Here is an 18,012-nt window from a genome sequence, read left to right on the forward strand (position 1 = left end):
AAAACGAAAACACGAAATGCATGGAGGATCGACATATGAAAAAAGCAATTATCAAAACAGTTAAGCTTTGCAAAAATTATATTCTCGGCAAACAGGGTGTCAATGTACTGAAAAATCTGGACCTTGAAATTTACAAAGGAGATTTCACGGTCATCATGGGACCGAGCGGAAGCGGGAAATCCACACTTTTATACTCGATTTCCACAATGGACCGGCCGACGAGCGGCACGGTGGAAATTTTGGGCCGCAATATCAGGCAGATTCCGGAGAAGGAAATTCCGGCTATCCGCAAGAATGATATTTCTTTTGTATTCCAGAGCGCCAACCTGCTTCCCGATCTGACTGCATTTGAAAATGTTGTCTATTGCGGATACGGCAGGGTACCCAAAACAGAGGTTAACGAGAAAGCGATGGCGCTTCTGACTCGCTTCGGCCTTGCAGAGGAACGTGATAAATATCCTTCGGAAATGTCCGGAGGGCAGCAGCAGCGTGTGGCGATTGCACGTGCCCTGATCGGCAAACCGCAAATCATATTTTGCGATGAGCCGACAGGAGCACTCAACTCCGCTTCGGGACTTGAAGTGCTCGACATTCTCTCTCAGTTAGCACAGGGAGGACAGTCCATTGTGATGGTGACACACGACCTTAAGGCCGCGGGACGTGCCTCCCGTCTTGTTTATCTCTCAGACGGGCGCATTGAAGGCGATCTGCAGCTCGGCAGCTATGATAAAGAGGAGCAGGCAAGGCGTGAAGAAACCATTTTTGCTTTCTTACAGCAGCATGGCTGGTGATTTAGCGAATAGCCGTTGCCGCCTGTCCGCTGCTGTGCGACAATAAGATCATCTGAGGGGGCGGTGCGATGGCAAACGAGAAAGTGCTTGTTGTGGAAGATGACCTCGATCTTGCAGGCATTATGGAAGACTATCTGAAAAAAGAGGGATTTGCCGTGCGGCATGCCTATGATGGCGAGTCGGCTGTTTCAGAGGCGCGCAGCTTTGAGCCTTCGCTTGTCATCCTCGATATCATGCTGCCGAAGATGGACGGCATCGAGGTCTGCCGGCAAATACGGCAGGCCTCGTTTGTTCCTATCGTCATCATCTCTGCCAAAAGTTCCGATCTTGATAAGCTGGTTTCGCTCGGTATGGGAGCCGACGATTACCTCACGAAACCTTTTTCGCTGGTCGAACTGGTTGCCCGCGTAAAATCGCACATCCGCCGATATGTAGCCTTTGCTGCGCGGCCGGCTGCCGGCGCCGGCGCGAAAATAATCTGCGGGGCACTGGTCGTCGATCCGGCTTCTTTTACGGCATCGGTGGGCGCTGAAAAACTGCCGCTTACGGCAAAGGAGTTTCGCCTGCTTGACTATTTCTGTGCCCACCCTTCGCAGGTTTTTTCCCGGGAGCAGCTGCTTGCGGCTCTTTGGGGCACCACGGATTATGTGGATGATAACACTGTGGCGGTAACTGTCGGCCGGCTTCGTGAAAAACTCGCCAAAGCCAACGTACAATTTGTCAAAACCGTTTGGGGAGTGGGCTATAAATGGGAAAAGTGACTTCTTTCATGCGGCGGAAACAAAAAGGCGGCGGAATCCGCCGCCGGATAGGGCGCCTGCTTTTTTTGGCAGGCGCTCTTTGTTTCGGGCTGGCTGTTCTTGCGGCTTTTACTTGGTACAGCATCGTCTCCGATACATTTGATGACCGGCGGATGCGTGTCGATTTTAACGCTCTTGTGGTTCAGGCGGAGAAAGGCGCGCTTCACGTCGGAAACAAGGCACACTATGCCCTTTTCGGCACCGACGGCCGGGTGCTTGAATCGACCGTTGCTGCGTATCGAAAAGGGGATACTGTCGATCTGCATACCCTCTCCGGTCTCAATGGTATAAAAAATAATGGGCGAATGCTTACTTTTGCCTCTCCGATTGTCCGTAACGGCACAATCAGCGGCATGCTGCTTGTGACAGCCGATAAAAAGAATTACAGTTCTCCGAATGCAGCATGGCCGGTTATCTTATCGCTTTTTCTCTTGACGGCGGGTGTATGTCTGCCGCTTTTCTTTGTCGCACATCTTCTGAAAAATGACCTTTTCGCTCCGATTGCTTTGCTGCACGGCTCGACCCGGCGGATGCTGCGGGGCGATCTGGATACGCGGCTGCTCTATGACGACACCGGCGAAATAGGTTCACTGTGCCATGATTTTGAGGCCATGCGTGATGAGCTTTCAGCTGCGTTCCGGCGTGAGAACGATCTGCTTAATGCCGACAGGCTGCTTTTTGCCTGTGTATCCCATGATTTGAAAACACCGCTTGCCGCCATTTCCGGCTATGCGGAAGAAATCCGTGACGGCATTGCCGACAGCCCTGCGCGGATCCATGACCCTTCCGGCCTGATGCTGAGAAAGGTCCGGCTTTTGACAGGGCTTATAGACGACATTCTTGAAGAAACAAAGGCACAGCTTGGCGAACTGCCTATTGTTTTAGAGGAAATTTATGCGCGGCCTTTTTTTAAAGAGGTCTGCGGGGAGCTGTCACTTGACGCGGCGCACTCGGGTGTGGCCTTCTCCGTTGACGAGGTTCCGAATGTGCTGATCACGGTCGATCGTAAACGGATCACACAGGTTATGCAGAATCTTGTATCCAACAGCATTAAATACAGGCAGCACGGCTGCAGGATAAACATTCATTTTAAGCTGGAAGCCGCCGGACTGATTGTCTGCGTCAAAGACACCGGCAGCGGCATCGCGGCAAATGACCTCCCCTTTGTTTTCAACAGATTTTACCGCGGCGACGCAGCACGAAGACAGGATGTCCCCGGTTCCGGCCTGGGCCTGTGCATTGCGAAAGATATCGTGGAACGCCACGGGGGGCGCATTGAATGCGACAGTGTGCTCGGCAGCGGTACCGAGGTATGCTTTTCATTGCCGCTGTGAGGACGGAAGATTATTTTTATCCGGCTTATGGACCCGCTCAAATTTAGAAAACAGCATGTAAAGAGTTTCGGCCCCGGATGCGTTATGGCCGATGTTGGAATGGCTGTCCGTTGTTTTCAAGGTTTTATACGGCGGTATAGATTCATCGGCAATTAGTGCACGGATATTTTCAAACCTGCTCTCTTTATAAGTCAGACTGATCCCCCAGCTTTTAACTGCCGGGTTCTCTTTCGAAGATAGAGCACGCCAAGAGCAGACAGGGCAGCAGGATACAGGATCGCCCAGCCGCTGAAAAATAACAGGATGACGCTGAACGTCAGTGAAAGAAATGCCATCAGCCAGCCGATGGTCAGAGGTCTTAGGATTTTTAAGGCGGCCAGCATAGTCAGTATATAGGAAGTAATAAAGACGGCACTGGGTCCTTTTAAAAGCGTCCCCAGATCGGGCCGGACCCAACCGTACAGAATTAAAACGATGCCGAAAATCGCGCCTAAAACGGCTAAGACTCTGACCGGAGTCCGGTGCTGCGGATGCAGAGCCGCAAAGAAAGCCGGAAAATTTCCCCCTCTTGCCTGGGCATAAACCATCCTTGAAAATCCGGCAATGTTTGCGTGAACGCTGCTGAATGTGATAAATAAAGCAAGAACAGTTGTCAGAGCAGCCCCTGCGGTTCCCAGCCCTTTTGAGATAAGAATACTCAATGAAGCGATCTCTTTTTTGCCTCCGTAGGAATGGGTGCCTACGGTTACAAATGAAACGGATATGTATAAAATGGCAATGCAAAAGGCGCCTAATAATAAGCTGACGAAGATATCTTTTTCAGGGTTCTTAAATTCTTCCGCAAGAGGCACAATCATTTCCCAACCGACAAACGAGAAAAAAATGATGACGGATGCTGAACCGACGGACAGCCAGCCGTCAGGCACGAACGGAGTAAAGGCATCGCGGCGGATGTAAGGGGCAGAGACAGCGACAGCCGTGATTAATAAACCCAGGATTCCGCAGATAACCCCCAGACCGACTTTGGCTGAAAGTTCAATCCCCCTGACATGCAAAAATAAAGAAACAGCCAGAATCAGGGCAGCCATGCCGATTACTTCCCATATGTTTACCGGCAGAATGTCATTTACATAAAAGGCGCCTGTCAACGCGACGATCGGCACACCTACAGGGATAGAGCCGAGCATAATCCAGCTTAACACGGAACTCGTCATCGGCCCGAAAGCCCTTTCGACATAGGCGGCGATTCCTCCGGCACTCGGCATGATCTGTGCCAGATGCGCAATGGTCAGAACAATCGGGAAAGATATAAGAGACATGAGAATCCATGATAAAAGAGAAGCCGGTCCTGCGTTGTTTGCGGTAATGGAGGGCAGCACAAGAATGCCGCAGCCGAGAACGGCGCCAATGGTGAGCGCTGTTCCCTGAACCCAGGTGATCGACCGTTTTAATGAATGTTCAGTCAAGATAATCCCCCTCTTTGCATCTATGTATTTTTTAATCATTTTATAGGGTTTTACGAGAAAATGACATGGCACATTTAAGCAAATGGTTGATATATTCATATATAATTAAGGAAGATATAAAATCTATTTTAATAATTAAGGAGACGGCTTCTATGGATGAAATCGATCTTGATATCCTTTCTCAATTGCAGGAAAATGCACGCCTGACCATGATTGAATTGGGCAAAAAAGTGGGGCTGACTTCTCCGTCCGTCACTGAACGGGTAAGAAGATTGGAAGAGCAGGGCGTGATCAAAAAATACTGCGCTCTCGTTTCACCGGAAAAATTAAACAAGCATGTGACTGCTTTTATTTTAATGGAGCCCAGGGACTGTAAAAAATATGCACAGTTTGCTGCCGGTTATCCGGATGTCATCGAGTGCCATCGAATCGCCGGTATGTACAGCTACTTAACCAAAGTCGTGACCGAATCGGTCCACACTTTGGAAGACTACATCGATGCCTGCCTGGAGTACGGCAAACCGACAACGTTAATTGTTTTGTCTTCGCCGGTGGAACGGAAACCGATTAGGACTCAGACTGCCGAACAGTGAAATACGTTTTATAGATCCGCCTGCTTGCTGCAGTTAAATCAGGCGTTGAACGCCGATAATGTCATCGGAAGTTTGCGTTTTATCGAAACTATATGGAATGTAGAAATGTCGTTTATCAGAGCAATCATATTGAGCGGGTATGTGAAGAATCGTTAATCGACAAAAAACGACATGTTTTACAAAATATTTATATTATACTGATAGTCAATAACTAAACCTGGAGTGACTCAATTCCTTGTCAGCACTGCTGCTTTTATTTTTATGAACAAATCGGTTCCAGCTGCCGCTTTTGTCAGATGTTTCTGGTCGGCAGCTTGTTTATCGAAATACGGCAAGAGTTTCCAGAACAATATAAGATTTGCAAAATATTAAATATGAATGAGTTCCTGAATAAAGGGAAACAAATTCTGTTTCCTTAAAGAAGGGGGGGAAAACAAACAATGAAAACGAATACAAAAATTATTTATAATTATTTTAAAGTATTTAATAAAATAATTTGGTCGGAAAAAATCCCCTTTATTTACACTGTTATTGCTCCGACTTTATTTTTCGTTTTTTCAAATTTGCCGTTATTCGAGGGCAGAGATATCGATAAAAATCAATTGATATTGAAAATAGGCAATTATCTTGGCTATATTGTCGTCAGCGTTATGTTGAATGGCATTTCACTGCAGTTATTGAATTATCGGGAAAACGGCACTTTTAAAACATTTACGATGATTTCCGGCGGCGATAAACATTTAGTCGTCGTGGGTTTGATTTTGAGCGAGTTATTATTCGGATTAATATGCAGTTCGATTTTTGCATTTGTTATCGCTATGTATAATTTTCGTTCATTTTTCTTTATCGTATTTGCCTCTCTGTCCATCTATATTATTTCAAGTGTCCCGATTGCCTTATTCGTCCTCTTTATTGGAGTTCTGAAAGTACGGGCAAATACGATGATAACGATTTCAAATATATCATTAATTCTATTTATATGGATTTCGGCTGTTCGTAAAGACACCGGCACTTTTTGGGGAGAATTGTTATATGGACTGATCCCCAATGACTTTGTTACCCAGGTAGATATGTTTGTTGTTCATTTGTTCCAGGGAATTTTCACCTTGGATCAGCTAATCGTATTAATGACAATCATAGCGCTATACATAGTGATCGGCATCCTGTCGCTTTCTAAAATACAGGTTAATTCGTTCTATATGCGGAACTAAGGTGATTTAAATGCAAATCGAGTTAAAAAATATTGATTTTTCATATACAAAAACTTCTCTATTTAAAAATCTCAATATGAAGCTGGAATCCGGAATGTTAAATTTGTTGATTGGCTATAATGGAGCGGGCAAAACAACACTCTTTGATATTCTGACGGGTTTAAGCACGCCTCAGTCAGGTGAAATAAACGGGCTTCCCAAAAAAGAAAAAATTCTTTATCAAACCCAGACTCCTGCCCTTTTTGGAGCGTTAACGGGTAAGGATCTCGAACGTTTTATTTTCGGAATTTCTAACGGATATACGCCGATCGACATCCGCCTATTATCTGATCGCCTTCAGAATCTGTATTATAATCTATTAAATAAAAAAATCAGCGTTATGTCTGTCGGAGAAAGGCGCTGGTTATTGACATTATTTGAGACCCATTTAGACAAGCAGCTGTTTTTATTTGATGAGCCTACAAGCGGTGTCGATCCAACTTCCCGCCGGCAAATATTAGATAGATTGAACGTTATCGCCCAGTCTCCCAAAAGAATCGTGATCGTATCCACTCATGAATTAAGAGATTATGAATCGATGCCGAGTCATATTTTCCTGCTGAATAAAGGAAGAGTACAACCCTTTAGCTCATATAATGATTTTGTGCAAATATCTCCGCGTAAAGATCCGAATGAAGCCTTTGAGTTATATTTGGGGGAATCGTAAATGCGAAGCCGGGACAAAATGTTGTTGTTTTGCTGCCTGTTTCAGAGCACGATAGACGCTCAGGAGCACTATGTAAAAAGGCTGAACAGTTCAGAAAAAAACTGATCTGTTCAGCTATTTATGTTTGATTTAAACAGAACTGGGTGGATGCACATCATTCTTTTGCCTGATTTAATAAATCAATCAGATCTGTCCGATTGGCGCGTGCGCAGTAGGCAGGTGTGCCATTCTGAAAGCGAAACCCTTCATGCAGGGGTCCGGCGTCATAGACATCGAAGCCGATTGACTCGATTAATTCCGTCACAGCTTTCTTTGCTTCTGCGTCATCCCCGGCGATCGGCAGAGTCCGCCGCCTTGGATCGCCTTTCGGTTTGGCCGTTGGTCCGATATCGGTCGCAAAGATTGAATTAAATGCCTTGACCACATGGGCATCGGGGAAATGTTCGGCCGTGAGCTCACTGGTTGTCGTTGATCCATGATCGAGAGCTTCGATCCGGCCGTCGCGCGAAGGATAGTAATTCATTGTATCAATGACCGTCTTTCCGGCCAGTCCGGAAATCGGAAGCTGGGGCAGTGCGCGCAGCGGAACTGTGACGACCACAATATCGCCTTCGCGTGCCGCCTGTTCCGATGCCGCCGCTTTTGCATTCGGACCGAGCTTCCGCACCAGTTCAGCCAGTGTTTCCGGTCCGCGTGAGTTCGACATCACAACGGAGTATCCGGCTTGAATAGCGCTTGCTGCAACGGCCTGTCCGATATGGCCGCTGCCGATAAATCCGATTTTCATGATAAATCGCTCTCCCCCTTCTTTAAACAGCTTCAGTGTAGCATTCACCGCCATCCGCGTCTAACAACATGACTTAGGTTCATATAAATCTGCGGCCGGTCGAAAAGTATCGGATGTTTTTCAGCCCCGTCTGCACATGCCGCGCTTGAGGAGATGATCGCCGATCCTGCATTCCTGAGCAGCTTATACATGAACCGGGGAAACTATTCAGTCCAAAAAATGAATTCCCGATCGTTCATGTTCAAGGAGCCATTCTTTACGCCATAAGCCGCCCGCATAGCCGGTTAAATTCCCGTTTGCACCGATCACGCGATGGCAGGGCACGATAATGCTTATCTTATTTTTACTGTTTGTCATGCCGACGGCCCGGACGGCTTTTTCGTTGCCGATGGAGGCGGCTATATCTTTGTAAGAACGTGTTTCAGCGTACGGTATTTTTGTTAAAGCCGTCCAGACTTTTTTTTGAAAATCGGTACCCTCAAACAGGAAAGGCACGGAAAATTGACGCCGTGTGCCCTTAAAATATTCGTCAAGCTGATTGAAGCCATCGGTTAAAACGGCAGGCGTATCCTCTGTCCTTAAATTCAGCGGTTCCGTCCGCTCGGAAAACGTAACGGAGCAGACCGCATCCTTCGTGCCAATGATTTCGATGACGCCTATCGGAGATTTGTAATCGAGCTTATATCGTTGATTCATAAAGAGACCTCCATAAGTAAAAAGTTAACAGCTCATAAGCACTGCAGCATGGCGCTGCGCGACGGCGGTTTCAAGCCGGAAGCAGGCCCGAAACCGTTTCGGCGTAAGTCTGTCCGATGTTCCAAGGCCTGGCTGCAGCCGGAAACCATCCATTATAGATAGGACCGCTCAACTTTTTCTTCATTTCATTCAAGACAAGGTTAATCGGATCTGCCGTTGAACGTCCGTTTTTCCTGATCCGGCGGTCGAGTTAGAAACAGGTCACGACTAATTTTATTTTTTAATATGAGTATCCCCTTAGCTCATTGTCCGGCTGTGCCTGCCGTCAATTGATTGACTCTTCCTGAGATCGCCAATCTCTAAAAACGGAGAGCGTTTTCGCGATCCATAAACTTCTGCAAGGGTCGAAAAACTTCTGTCACAATTGATAGGTTAATAAATCGGGTATACCTGCTGAAGACCGATTAAGCACCGTCGACGACCGAGAAACTCCTTGCGACGACCGATAAACAGCTACTAACGGTCGATAATAAACTGAAATCTGATCCATACAGCCGAGCCGACGGCCAGTATCGCCCCATCAAGAGTTTATCGCCCTGAAAAAAGGATGAATCGCCCTAAAGCAGTGAACGATCGCCCCGAAATGGGCTTGATTCGCCCTATTATGGCGGAGTATCGCCCCGTCAAGAGTTTATCGTCCTGAAAAAGAGATGAATCGCCCTAAAACAGTGAACGATCGCTCCGAAATGGGCTTGATTCGCCCTGTTCCGGCGGAGTATCGCCCCATCAAGAGTTTATCGCCCTGAAAAAAGATGAATCGCCCTAAAACAGTGAACGATCGCTCTAAAAAAGTCTCAATTCGCCCTGTTCCGGCGGAGTATCACCCTGTCAAGAGTTTATCGCCCTGAAAAAAAGATGAATCGCCCTAAAACAGTGAACAATCGCCCCAAAATGGGCTTGATTCGCCCTGTTCCGGCGGAGTATCGCCCCGTCAAGAGTTTATCACTCTGAAAAAAGATGAATCGCCCTAAAACAGTGAACAATCGCCCCGAAAAAAGGATGAATCGCCCTAAAACAGTGAACGACCGCCCCGAAATGGGCTTGATTCGCCCTGTTCCGGCGGAGTATCGCCCCGTCAAGAGTTTATCGTCCCGAAAAAAGGATGAATCGCCCTATTTTGGCAGAGTATCGCCTTCTCAAGAGTTTAAACCAATCGGATACAACTTGCTGTTCCGATTATTTGCACTTATTAATCCCGGCCTGTTTACTATCGATTTTTCGCGCTTCACTGTTGATATTTTGCACTTTACAGTAGATAGTCGGCATTTTTCCCGGTGATTTTCACCACGATTTACAGGGATATGCAGCGGGTCGAAAAAAGATCGAACGTTTCCGCCATGTCCGTGCCGGATATCCCCTTTTTCAGCGGGATACATCGCTGTTCACATGAACATTTCAGAGCTATAGACTGCCACGTGATCGCTTTTCAGCGGAATTGACGGTGCCTTCACACCGCGGACTGACTGGATACATGAGTTGAGGATATCCCCTTTTTTAATAACTTATCACAACGGCAATTTCCTTTTCACTTTAACATACGCAATGATTTCTTTGATCTCATCATTCTTCAGCTCTGAGTTATCAATATATACTCTGTAATCTCCGCTGTTTGCCCTGTCGAGATGAATGGCCGCTGTATGGTGCCGGTTGACCAATGTATCAAGAGAGACAGCGAAAAAATCTGCGATTTTGATCAGCACGTCGATCGGGGGCTGGCGATAACCTGTTTCATAGCTGGCATACGTGCTTTTCGCTATTCCGATGGCATCGGCCATGTTTTGGATGGTTAGATTTTTTCTTTTTCGAAGTTCAATCAATTTATCCGGCAAGAACATGTCTCCCTCCTTAAATTAGTCTATATTATAGTACACGTAAAGTAAACTTTTGTGTTGCTAATAATCGAATAACGGCTATAATTTGGTTTATAAATGCACGTATTGGGGATAAACTGTTGAAAAAAATCTTAGTGATCGCTACGGGCGGGACGATTGTTTCAACCTGCCATGAAGGTGGGCTGGCACCTGGACTGACGATCGATCAGCTGGCTCGCTATTTTACTCACAGCCGGGAAGTATCCGTGGATTTCAAAGTTCTGATGAATAAGGACAGTACCAATATGCAGCCTGAAGACTGGCTGACGATGGCCCGAGTCATTCATGAGCACCAAAGTCAATATGATAGTTTCATAATCACGCACGGTACAGATACCATGGCTTTTACGGCTTCGGCTCTTTCCTATCTGCTTCTCGGCATTAAAAAGACGGTGGTTGTGACGGGATCGCAGGTACCGGTAAGTTTCAAGAGGACGGACGCGAAAAAAAACATACAGGATGCGCTGACATTTGCGCAAAAGGCCGGCCTCCCCGGCGTTTTCGTTGTTTTCGACGGAAAGGCTATTCAGGGCACGCGGGCTGTGAAGATACGAACGAAGAGCTACGATGCATTTGAAAGCATCAATTATCCTTATGTCGCTTTTATTGATGACCGAATGATCCGAATCAATTTTCGTCCCGAGACCGAGAAAGCCGTTTTAAAATCTCATATCGGCATTTGTCCCGATGTATTCTTGCTGAAAGTATTTCCGGGGCTTTCGCCCGTGTTTTTTGATTTTATAAAAGAGCATACCAGAGGGCTGATCATCGAGAGCTTCGGCAACGGCGGACTGCCTTTTGAAAAGAGAAGCTTGATTTCCGGTGTCAGAGAACTGGTCCGGAAGGGCATTCCCGTGATTATTACGACTCAGTGCCTTCAAGAAGGGCAGGATATTCAGCTGTACGAAGTAGGCAAACGGGTCGCCGATGCGGGAGTCATCACGGCCGGCGATATGAATACGGAGGCTATTGTCACAAAACTGATGTGGATTCTTTCCCAGACATCGGATGTAAAGGCCGTTAAAAAAATGATTCAGACACCGCTTGCTCACGATTTAGATTATATTTAATGATAGAACCCAGCCCGCCATTGCCTTCGGCTGTGCGCTTGAAATCCCGTATCCTCCGATCAATAAAGGTTTCAGCATTGCTTCCGCCCCGCTTTTCTCTGTTATCGGCCGGTTCCTCTCATTAGAAATCTCTCAACTGAAATTCGTCAGGTCAAACCTGCTTCACTCTCCGTCATTCACCAATCTCTTCAATTCACAGTCTCGTTCTCCGGAGGATCCTCTGCCGGAAAATCGCAAATGGCCGACTCCGGCATAAAATGCTGCTGCCGGTATTTTTTATTCCATTGCAATGAGCATTTTGATTAATAATGAATATCATTTAATGATTAATATAAACTTTTTAAAAAAAGTGTAGTTGAAGATGCAACCTTTTATAAAAATATCCTTTGTTAAAAGCCTCGGTGAATGTAATTATCATTATCAATTATAAAAAATAAATGATAAAAATGTATTTGAAACAGCCGCAATACATGGTAGTATGATAATACAAATTAATAATGATTATAAAAATAATAACCGCCGCTTCTTTTTTTGCTGATAAAGCGGTATATAGTGCAAGATCAATTATTAAATGATAATATTTATCAATTGAGTAGAGGGGATGATGCATGTGCTTGAGGAAACGGATTTGAAAATCGAAAGCGGCCGCTCTCCGTTCCCCGGGAGGGTGCGGCAGCTTTTGCTAAAACACGGTGAACTGATCGCGGCACTGACGGGCGGTTTTTTAACATTACTCGGTTACGTTCTCGGTCAGCTGACCGGCCTCAGTTATTGGTATATTTATCTGCTTGCCTACGTCATCGGCGGTTATTATCAAATCAAGGCGGGCATTTTGGACACGATGAAAAACAGACAGCTGAATGTCGAACTGCTTATGGGCATTGCGGCGGTCGGCGCGGCCGGCATTGACCATTGGCTGGAAGGCGCCGTCCTGATTTTTATTTTCGCGCTCAGCGGCGCTCTTGAAACGTACTCAATGGCCAAAAGTTCTTCCGCCATTTCGTCGCTGATGGATCTGCAGCCGGAAACGGCAAGGCTTGTTATTGATAATCAGGAGCGGCCGGTGTCGGTCGGTCGGCTGAATCCCGGAGATACGATCCGTATCAGACCGGGTGAGAGGATCCCGGCCGACGGAACGATTATTAAAGGGGAAACGACGGTTGACGAGTCGTCTATGACAGGTGAATCGATACCGGTGCTGAAAAAAGTAAAGGATGCTGTCCTGGCCGGAACGGTCAACATGGACGGCAATCTGCTTGTCCGTGTCGCAAAAAGAAACGAGGACTCTCTTTTCAGCAAAATCGTTGATCTGGTCCAGAGGGCGCAGAGTGAGAAGGCTCCGTCCCAGCTCTTCATTGAACGGTTTGAAACGACTTACGTTAAGGTTGTCATCGGCATAACCTTATTGATGCTTTTCCTGCCGCATTTTGTTTTCGGCTGGTCGTGGAGCGACACGATCTACCGCGCGATGGTCATGCTCGTTGTCGCCTCGCCCTGCGCGCTTGTCGCTTCGACGATGCCGGCCGTTCTGTCCGCAGTGGCCAACGGAGCGCGCAAAGGGATCCTGATTAAAGGCGGCGTGCATCTGGAACAGCTGGCTGCCGTCAAAGCCCTTGCTTTTGATAAAACCGGAACGCTGACAAAAGGCCGGCCGGAAGTCACGCATATGCTGAATGTCAGCGGGTCTGACGATGCCGCATTTACGGCCGCCGTCGCCGCTATAGAAAATAACGCTTCGCATCCGCTTGGGAAGGCGCTTGTCGCTTATACTCAGACAGCGGCCCGGACATTGCCGGAAGCCGAGCATGTCAAAGTGAAACCGGGGTTCGGGGTGACGGGAGAGGTCGCAGGCCGCACTTATGCGATCGGGAAAGCGGATATGCTCGATCCCGCGGCCGTGCAGGCCTTTATCGGTACACATAAGAGCGAACTGCCTGAGGGCCGTACCCTGGTCTACGTGGAATCGGAAGGCCGAGTCATCGGTGCCTTCGCTCTGAAAGATCAGGTCAGGGAATCGTCCGTCGAGGCCGTTAAAATCCTTCACCGTTTTGGCATTCAAACGATTATGCTGACGGGGGATAACGAAAAAACGGCCGAAGCGATTCAAAAGGAAACCGGTGTCAGTTCCTTTATCGCCAACTGTCTGCCGGAAAACAAGGTCAGTGAGATCAAAAAACTGAGCGAAAAATACGGCCCTGTCGGCATGGTCGGCGACGGCATCAATGATACGCCGGCTCTTGCCCAGGCGTCGGTTGGCATTGCCATGGGCGGCGGAAACGATGCGGCGCTGGAAACCGCCGACATCATCCTGATGAAAAACGATTTGCAGAGGATTGCCGACTCGGTCCGGCTGTCGAAAAGGATGAACCGGATCATTAAGACCAACATTGTCTTTGCTCTTTCGATGATCGGATTGCTGATGTGCGCCAATCTTCTGCAGTTTATTTCCATGCCTCTGGGCGTTGTCGGTCATGAGGGAAGCACGATCCTCGTTATTCTGAACGGACTTCGCATGCTCAGGGGCTAGATTCAAAATAATAGATGAAAGCACCGGTAACGGAACTGCCCGGAGTCCCGCTGCCGATGCTTCTTTTACTTTTTGTCTGCATTTTAAGTGCGTCAGCCGCTAAGCAGCCGTCTGGATATCTCAGCCGACATGATTCTGTATCCCGCTTTGTTCATGTGCAGGCCGTCGATGTAAAACGTTTGTTTAATCGCGGGATTAAACGGATCAAGGCCTGTCCAGGTCTGCATATCAATGCATTCAATGCCGTAATAAGACGCGACTTTTTTGATGGCCTCGGCGTAGTCGGTCTGATTGAGGCCGAAAATATTAGGCTGGTAGGTTGTGACCGGCGGCCGATTTTCAATCAGCGGCGTCATATAAATAATCTTGGATTTGGGGTCATTGCTCAGAAGATATTCGGTGAAATTCCTTAGTCCTCCGTAAAACGTCGTCCGGCTTCTCACCTTAAAACTGCCGAGCGGAACGTCATGGCGGAAGTCGTTGATACTGACCAGAACAAGAATGACATCGGGATGCTTGCCGTCTTTGTTGATCCAGCTCTCCCGCTCCTGAAAAGAATCTTTACGGGTGCTTCTTACGGCTACGGCGGAACCGCTGACGCCGTAGTTGTAAACTCTGGATACGCCGATCTCCTCCGGGAGATACGTTGTCCATGAATATTTTGTCGTTCCTCGATCCGTGTCGGCTTCGGCTCCCCGGGTCATGCTGTCGCCAAAAGCTGCAAGAGAATCTCCTTTAAATGAATCGTCTTGCGCAAAATCATGATCATTGATAAACCCTGTTTGTCCGTCGACAGTTACTTTATCCCAGCTGACGCTGAAGCTTTGCCCGTAGATGATATCGTTTTGCGTTAATGCCTTGATCGTCGTTCGGTCACTGCCGGAAATATCGGCATACACATCGGAGTCCGGCTTCAGCGCCCGGTACTGATGGCTTTTCGGGGGAACGGCGAAATCAAAATCGTCTCTGGATACATAGCCTGTATATTCCTTCCCGTCGATGCGGATAAATGTTTTGTACCAGTTTTTATCCATTTTATGGACAATGAATGATTTGATCCCTTTGATTGTTTTGTATATAGAATCTTTTTCCCCAGAGGGGTACGGCGTTGTATAAATGTTTGTTGTTTTACCGATGCTGTAAACTTTTTGAGGAGCACCGGTCTTATCCTTCAGAACGTCGTGACTGCCGACATAGCCGTACCGGCCGTCGATTTTTTTCACCGTTCTGTCCCAGTCGGCATTCATCGGAGCCGCTTCAAGCGTCTGTCCGCCGTCTATTTTTTCGAGAACTCTGCCTCCGTTCTGCGTTTGCGGATTGCTGTACACGTTAACGGTTTTCCTGTCGGCAAAGATCTGCAGATCGTCTGCTCCGGCCCTGCTCTTTATAAATATATGGGCCACTGCAAGCACAAGTATCGCGGTTAGAATGACAAAAAGCGTTTTTTTGAAAAGCATGATGTTTTTCCCCTGTCTGATTCTCATTTAATCTGCTGAGTTCTCTGTTTTTCCGTCATCATACAATGTAAGCGGAATTAATTGTAGAAATATGTAAAAATTTTGCGATCATGCACAACCTGAGCTTTCTGCGAACCGCGCTTCCTCCTTTGGGTATTTTAAAACCTCCGTCGGGGATGGGGCGAAAGCTTGCTTTGTGAAATCAAGGGGAGAAATTTTTATGTGAGTGAATCGCCCTTGTTTGACCTGACGGGTTAAATGCAGCGGCGTCCGTTTCCGGGTCGGCGCGGTTCTTAGTGACAGCACCATGAAATATAAGTGTTGACAATCCATAGGTTCAGGAGTATTTTTGTGGTTAGATGAATAGCCCTCGTTAGGTGAGGCTCCTATACGAACAAAGGCCACTGCCCGGAAAGATCGAAAGATGCCAATGGGTAGAACAGGAATTGCCGGACTAAGGCTTTTCTTAAGGTGGCTAAGGATAACCTTTACGTTGTATAGTGCTAAAACTGGACCAGGGGGAACCGGTTAATTGTGCCTTGACTTCATGCCCCCGGGGATCCGTCCTGTGGGGCTTTTTATATTTATTTGATAAGGGGGGAAACTGGAATGGACGGTGGCAGTAGTCGATTATGCGTTTTTTTAAACGGTATATCTCTCTTCACTTTTGAGGAAAGAATAATGAGTGCGGTGCTGAAAAATAAGCACGCTGCCGCTCCGGCAGGAAACGTTGTATTCCTTCAAGGAGACAAAGACTGTCCGTTTCCGGTTATTCCCACGGACTGTCGCGTCACCGATTTCACCTATTAGAAGCAGTCTTTTATGCGGCAAATGATGAACAAAGAAGGAAATTGGAACTCTCCCTGTCTGACAGCGGAGAGTTTTTGTTTTTAATTTACAGGAAAGGGAGGACACCGATGCGATGGAACCTTTTTGATAGTGCCGATAAAAAAATTCGATTCGGCTGGGCCGATCTGCTGGTCATTTTTCTGTTATTATCTCTTCTTTATTTATTAACAAAACTGGGGTCGGGTATGCATGCCCCTTTTTCTCCGAAGCAGCAGACGGCCTTAAATCTTGATCCTGTGTGGCTTCCTTATTATGCCGGCCGATCGCTGCTTCGCATGTTCATCGCTTTTGCGGCGTCCCTGATCTTTACTTTTATTTACGGACGCGTTGCGGCATATAACCGGACAGCGGAAAAAATTATGATACCGGCGATCGATATTCTGCAGTCCGTGCCCGTCCTCGGCTTTCTGTCGGCAACCGTACTGGCTTTCATGGCCCTTTTCCCCGGCAGCCTGCTCGGTGTGGAGTGCGCGTCGATTTTCGCCATCTTCACGGGCCAGGTGTGGAATATGACGTTCAGCTTCTACCACTCGCTGACGACGATCCCCCGCGACCTGAATGAGGCGGCCAAAATGAACCGGCTGAACAGCTGGCAGCGGTTCGGCAAGCTGGAAGTGCCGTTTTCCATGATCGGGCTGGTCTGGAACAGCATGATGTCTTTCGGCGGCGGCTGGTTCTTCCTGGCGGCCAGCGAGTCGATCAGCGTTTTGAATCAGAACATCCATCTGCCGGGAATCGGCTCCTACATGGCCCAGGCGACCGCGGAGGGAAATATCAAAGACATTGTTTACGCGATTATCACGATGATTGTGGTCGTCATTGCCGTGGATCAGTTATTCTGGCGCCCGATCATTGCCTGGAGCCAGAAATTTAAAAATGAGCAGACGGAAGCAAAGGAAGTTCCGTCTTCCTGGGTTTACGACATTCTCAAAAGGGCGCGATTTGTCCATTGGATCAATCAGAATATCCGGAGATTTTTTCACGATCTGCTCGTTTACGTTTCTTCAAAAGGATCCGGAATCAGTCTTCCCGAATCAATGCGGCGGATCAGAAGCCTTCTGAAGTGGCTGATTCTGATTCTGGTGGCGGTGTTTGCTCTGCGTTACATGTACGCGGGTGTTCTGGAAATCGCCAGGCTCAGCTGGGGGGAACTGATCCATGCCGTCATCCTCGGATTGCTGACGGCCCTGCGCGTGTTTGTTTCAACGCTTCTGGCAGTTATCTGGACACTGCCCGTCGGCGTTTATATTGGAACGAATCCGCGGATCGCCCGCTTTGTACAGCCGATGGTTCAGGTGCTGGCCTCTTTTCCGGCTAACATGGTGTTCCCGATTGTCATCATACTCTACCTGAAGCTTGGAATTTCGATGGAAATCGGCGCTGTTCCGCTTATGATGCTGGGCACACAGTGGTATGTTCTATTCAATGTGATCGCCGGTGCCGCGGCCATTCCGTCCGATCTCAGGGAAGCAGCCGTCATTTTGAAGCTGACACGCTGGCAGACGTGGAAAACGCTGATCCTCCCTGCGGTCTTCCCCTTTCTCTTAACCGGCTGTATTACGGCAAGCGGAGGTGCCTGGAATGCCAGCATCGTCTCCGAAATTGTATCGTGGAAAACAAATAATCTGCAGGCATCCGGGCTGGGTTCCTATATCGCCCAGGCAACAAAACTGGGCAACTGGCCGGAAATCATCTGGGGCATCCTTGTTATGTGCCTGCTTGTCGTGATCATCAATCGTTTATTATGGCGCAGGCTGTTTGCACTGGCGGAGAAAAAATATCATCTGGATTAGG

Annotated in this window: 14 protein-coding genes and 1 riboswitch; of the genes, 9 read left to right on the forward strand and 5 right to left on the reverse strand. The window is 47.7% G+C overall.

Features of this window, described 5'->3' with window-relative positions; translation table 11 throughout:
- Positions 1–35: 35 nt before the first annotated feature.
- The 3 genes from Q6A92_RS05970 to Q6A92_RS05980 all read left to right on the forward strand — a co-directional run bounded on the left by Q6A92_RS05970 (position 36) and on the right by Q6A92_RS05980 (position 2,925).
- Positions 36–791: an ABC transporter ATP-binding protein gene (locus tag Q6A92_RS05970; RefSeq protein ID WP_332237397.1), complete on the forward strand. Its 756-nt coding sequence runs from the start codon at positions 36–38 to the stop codon at positions 789–791.
- A 68-nt stretch (positions 792–859) separates the two neighbouring features.
- Complete coding sequence (locus Q6A92_RS05975; RefSeq protein WP_274401231.1) at positions 860–1,552, forward strand: response regulator transcription factor; 693 nt, start codon at positions 860–862, stop codon at positions 1,550–1,552.
- Positions 1,540–2,925 carry a sensor histidine kinase gene (locus tag Q6A92_RS05980; protein WP_332237398.1) on the forward strand — a complete coding sequence of 462 codons (1,386 nt, stop codon included), beginning with the start codon at positions 1,540–1,542 and terminating at the stop codon, positions 2,923–2,925. Before Q6A92_RS05975 ends, Q6A92_RS05980 begins: the two co-directional genes overlap by 13 nt.
- 191 nt (positions 2,926–3,116) lie before the next feature.
- Here the strand turns inward: Q6A92_RS05980 and Q6A92_RS05985 are convergent, their stop codons facing one another.
- On the reverse strand, positions 3,117–4,391 hold the full coding sequence (locus Q6A92_RS05985) for an APC family permease (RefSeq protein WP_332237399.1): 1,275 nt from the start codon (positions 4,389–4,391) through the stop codon (positions 3,117–3,119).
- 152 nt (positions 4,392–4,543) lie between these two features.
- Here Q6A92_RS05985 and Q6A92_RS05990 point away from each other — a divergent pair, with 152 nt between their 5' ends.
- The 3 genes from Q6A92_RS05990 (at position 4,544) to Q6A92_RS06000 (ending at position 6,901) form a co-directional block, all read left to right on the forward strand.
- On the forward strand, positions 4,544–4,984 hold the full coding sequence (locus Q6A92_RS05990; RefSeq protein WP_274401228.1) for an Lrp/AsnC family transcriptional regulator: 441 nt from the start codon (positions 4,544–4,546) through the stop codon (positions 4,982–4,984).
- Between the two features lie 440 nt (positions 4,985–5,424).
- Positions 5,425–6,195 carry a hypothetical protein gene (locus Q6A92_RS05995; protein ID WP_332237400.1) on the forward strand — a complete coding sequence of 257 codons (771 nt, stop codon included), beginning with the start codon at positions 5,425–5,427 and terminating at the stop codon, positions 6,193–6,195.
- 10 nt (positions 6,196–6,205) lie between these two features.
- Positions 6,206–6,901, forward strand: a complete 696-nt coding sequence (locus Q6A92_RS06000; protein WP_332237401.1) for an ATP-binding cassette domain-containing protein — start codon at positions 6,206–6,208, stop codon at positions 6,899–6,901.
- A gap of 154 nt (positions 6,902–7,055) precedes the next feature.
- On the opposite strand, the gene Q6A92_RS06005 is transcribed toward Q6A92_RS06000, so the two are convergent.
- The 3 genes from Q6A92_RS06005 to Q6A92_RS06015 all read right to left on the reverse strand — a co-directional run bounded on the left by Q6A92_RS06005 (position 7,056) and on the right by Q6A92_RS06015 (position 10,273).
- Positions 7,056–7,688, reverse strand: coding sequence for an NADPH-dependent F420 reductase (locus tag Q6A92_RS06005; protein WP_332237402.1), 633 nt, complete (start codon positions 7,686–7,688; stop codon positions 7,056–7,058).
- 207 nt (positions 7,689–7,895) lie between these two features.
- Positions 7,896–8,384 carry a methylated-DNA--[protein]-cysteine S-methyltransferase gene (locus Q6A92_RS06010; RefSeq protein WP_274401220.1) on the reverse strand — a complete coding sequence of 163 codons (489 nt, stop codon included), beginning with the start codon at positions 8,382–8,384 and terminating at the stop codon, positions 7,896–7,898.
- A gap of 1,565 nt (positions 8,385–9,949) precedes the next feature.
- Complete coding sequence (locus Q6A92_RS06015; RefSeq protein WP_332237403.1) at positions 9,950–10,273, reverse strand: helix-turn-helix domain-containing protein; 324 nt, start codon at positions 10,271–10,273, stop codon at positions 9,950–9,952.
- A 122-nt stretch (positions 10,274–10,395) separates the two neighbouring features.
- On the opposite strand from Q6A92_RS06015, the gene Q6A92_RS06020 reads away from it, so the two are divergent.
- Positions 10,396–11,385, forward strand: a complete 990-nt coding sequence (locus Q6A92_RS06020; RefSeq protein ID WP_332237404.1) for an asparaginase — start codon at positions 10,396–10,398, stop codon at positions 11,383–11,385.
- A gap of 628 nt (positions 11,386–12,013) precedes the next feature.
- Positions 12,014–13,912, forward strand: a complete 1,899-nt coding sequence (locus Q6A92_RS06025) for a heavy metal translocating P-type ATPase (RefSeq protein WP_443029694.1) — start codon at positions 12,014–12,016, stop codon at positions 13,910–13,912.
- Positions 13,913–14,004: 92 nt separating this feature from the next.
- On the opposite strand, the gene Q6A92_RS06030 is transcribed toward Q6A92_RS06025, so the two are convergent.
- Positions 14,005–15,369: an SGNH/GDSL hydrolase family protein gene (locus Q6A92_RS06030; RefSeq protein ID WP_332237406.1), complete on the reverse strand. Its 1,365-nt coding sequence runs from the start codon at positions 15,367–15,369 to the stop codon at positions 14,005–14,007.
- 362 nt (positions 15,370–15,731) lie between these two features.
- Positions 15,732–15,898, forward strand: a riboswitch (M-box (ykoK) riboswitch).
- Positions 15,899–16,286: 388 nt separating this feature from the next.
- Here Q6A92_RS06030 and Q6A92_RS06035 point away from each other — a divergent pair.
- Positions 16,287–18,011, forward strand: a complete 1,725-nt coding sequence (locus Q6A92_RS06035; protein ID WP_274401213.1) for an ABC transporter permease — start codon at positions 16,287–16,289, stop codon at positions 18,009–18,011.
- Position 18,012 lies beyond the last annotated feature (1 nt).

The sequence above is a fragment of the Sporolactobacillus sp. KGMB 08714 genome (assembly GCF_036598985.1).
Taxonomy (GTDB): domain Bacteria; phylum Bacillota; class Bacilli; order Bacillales; family Sporolactobacillaceae; genus Sporolactobacillus.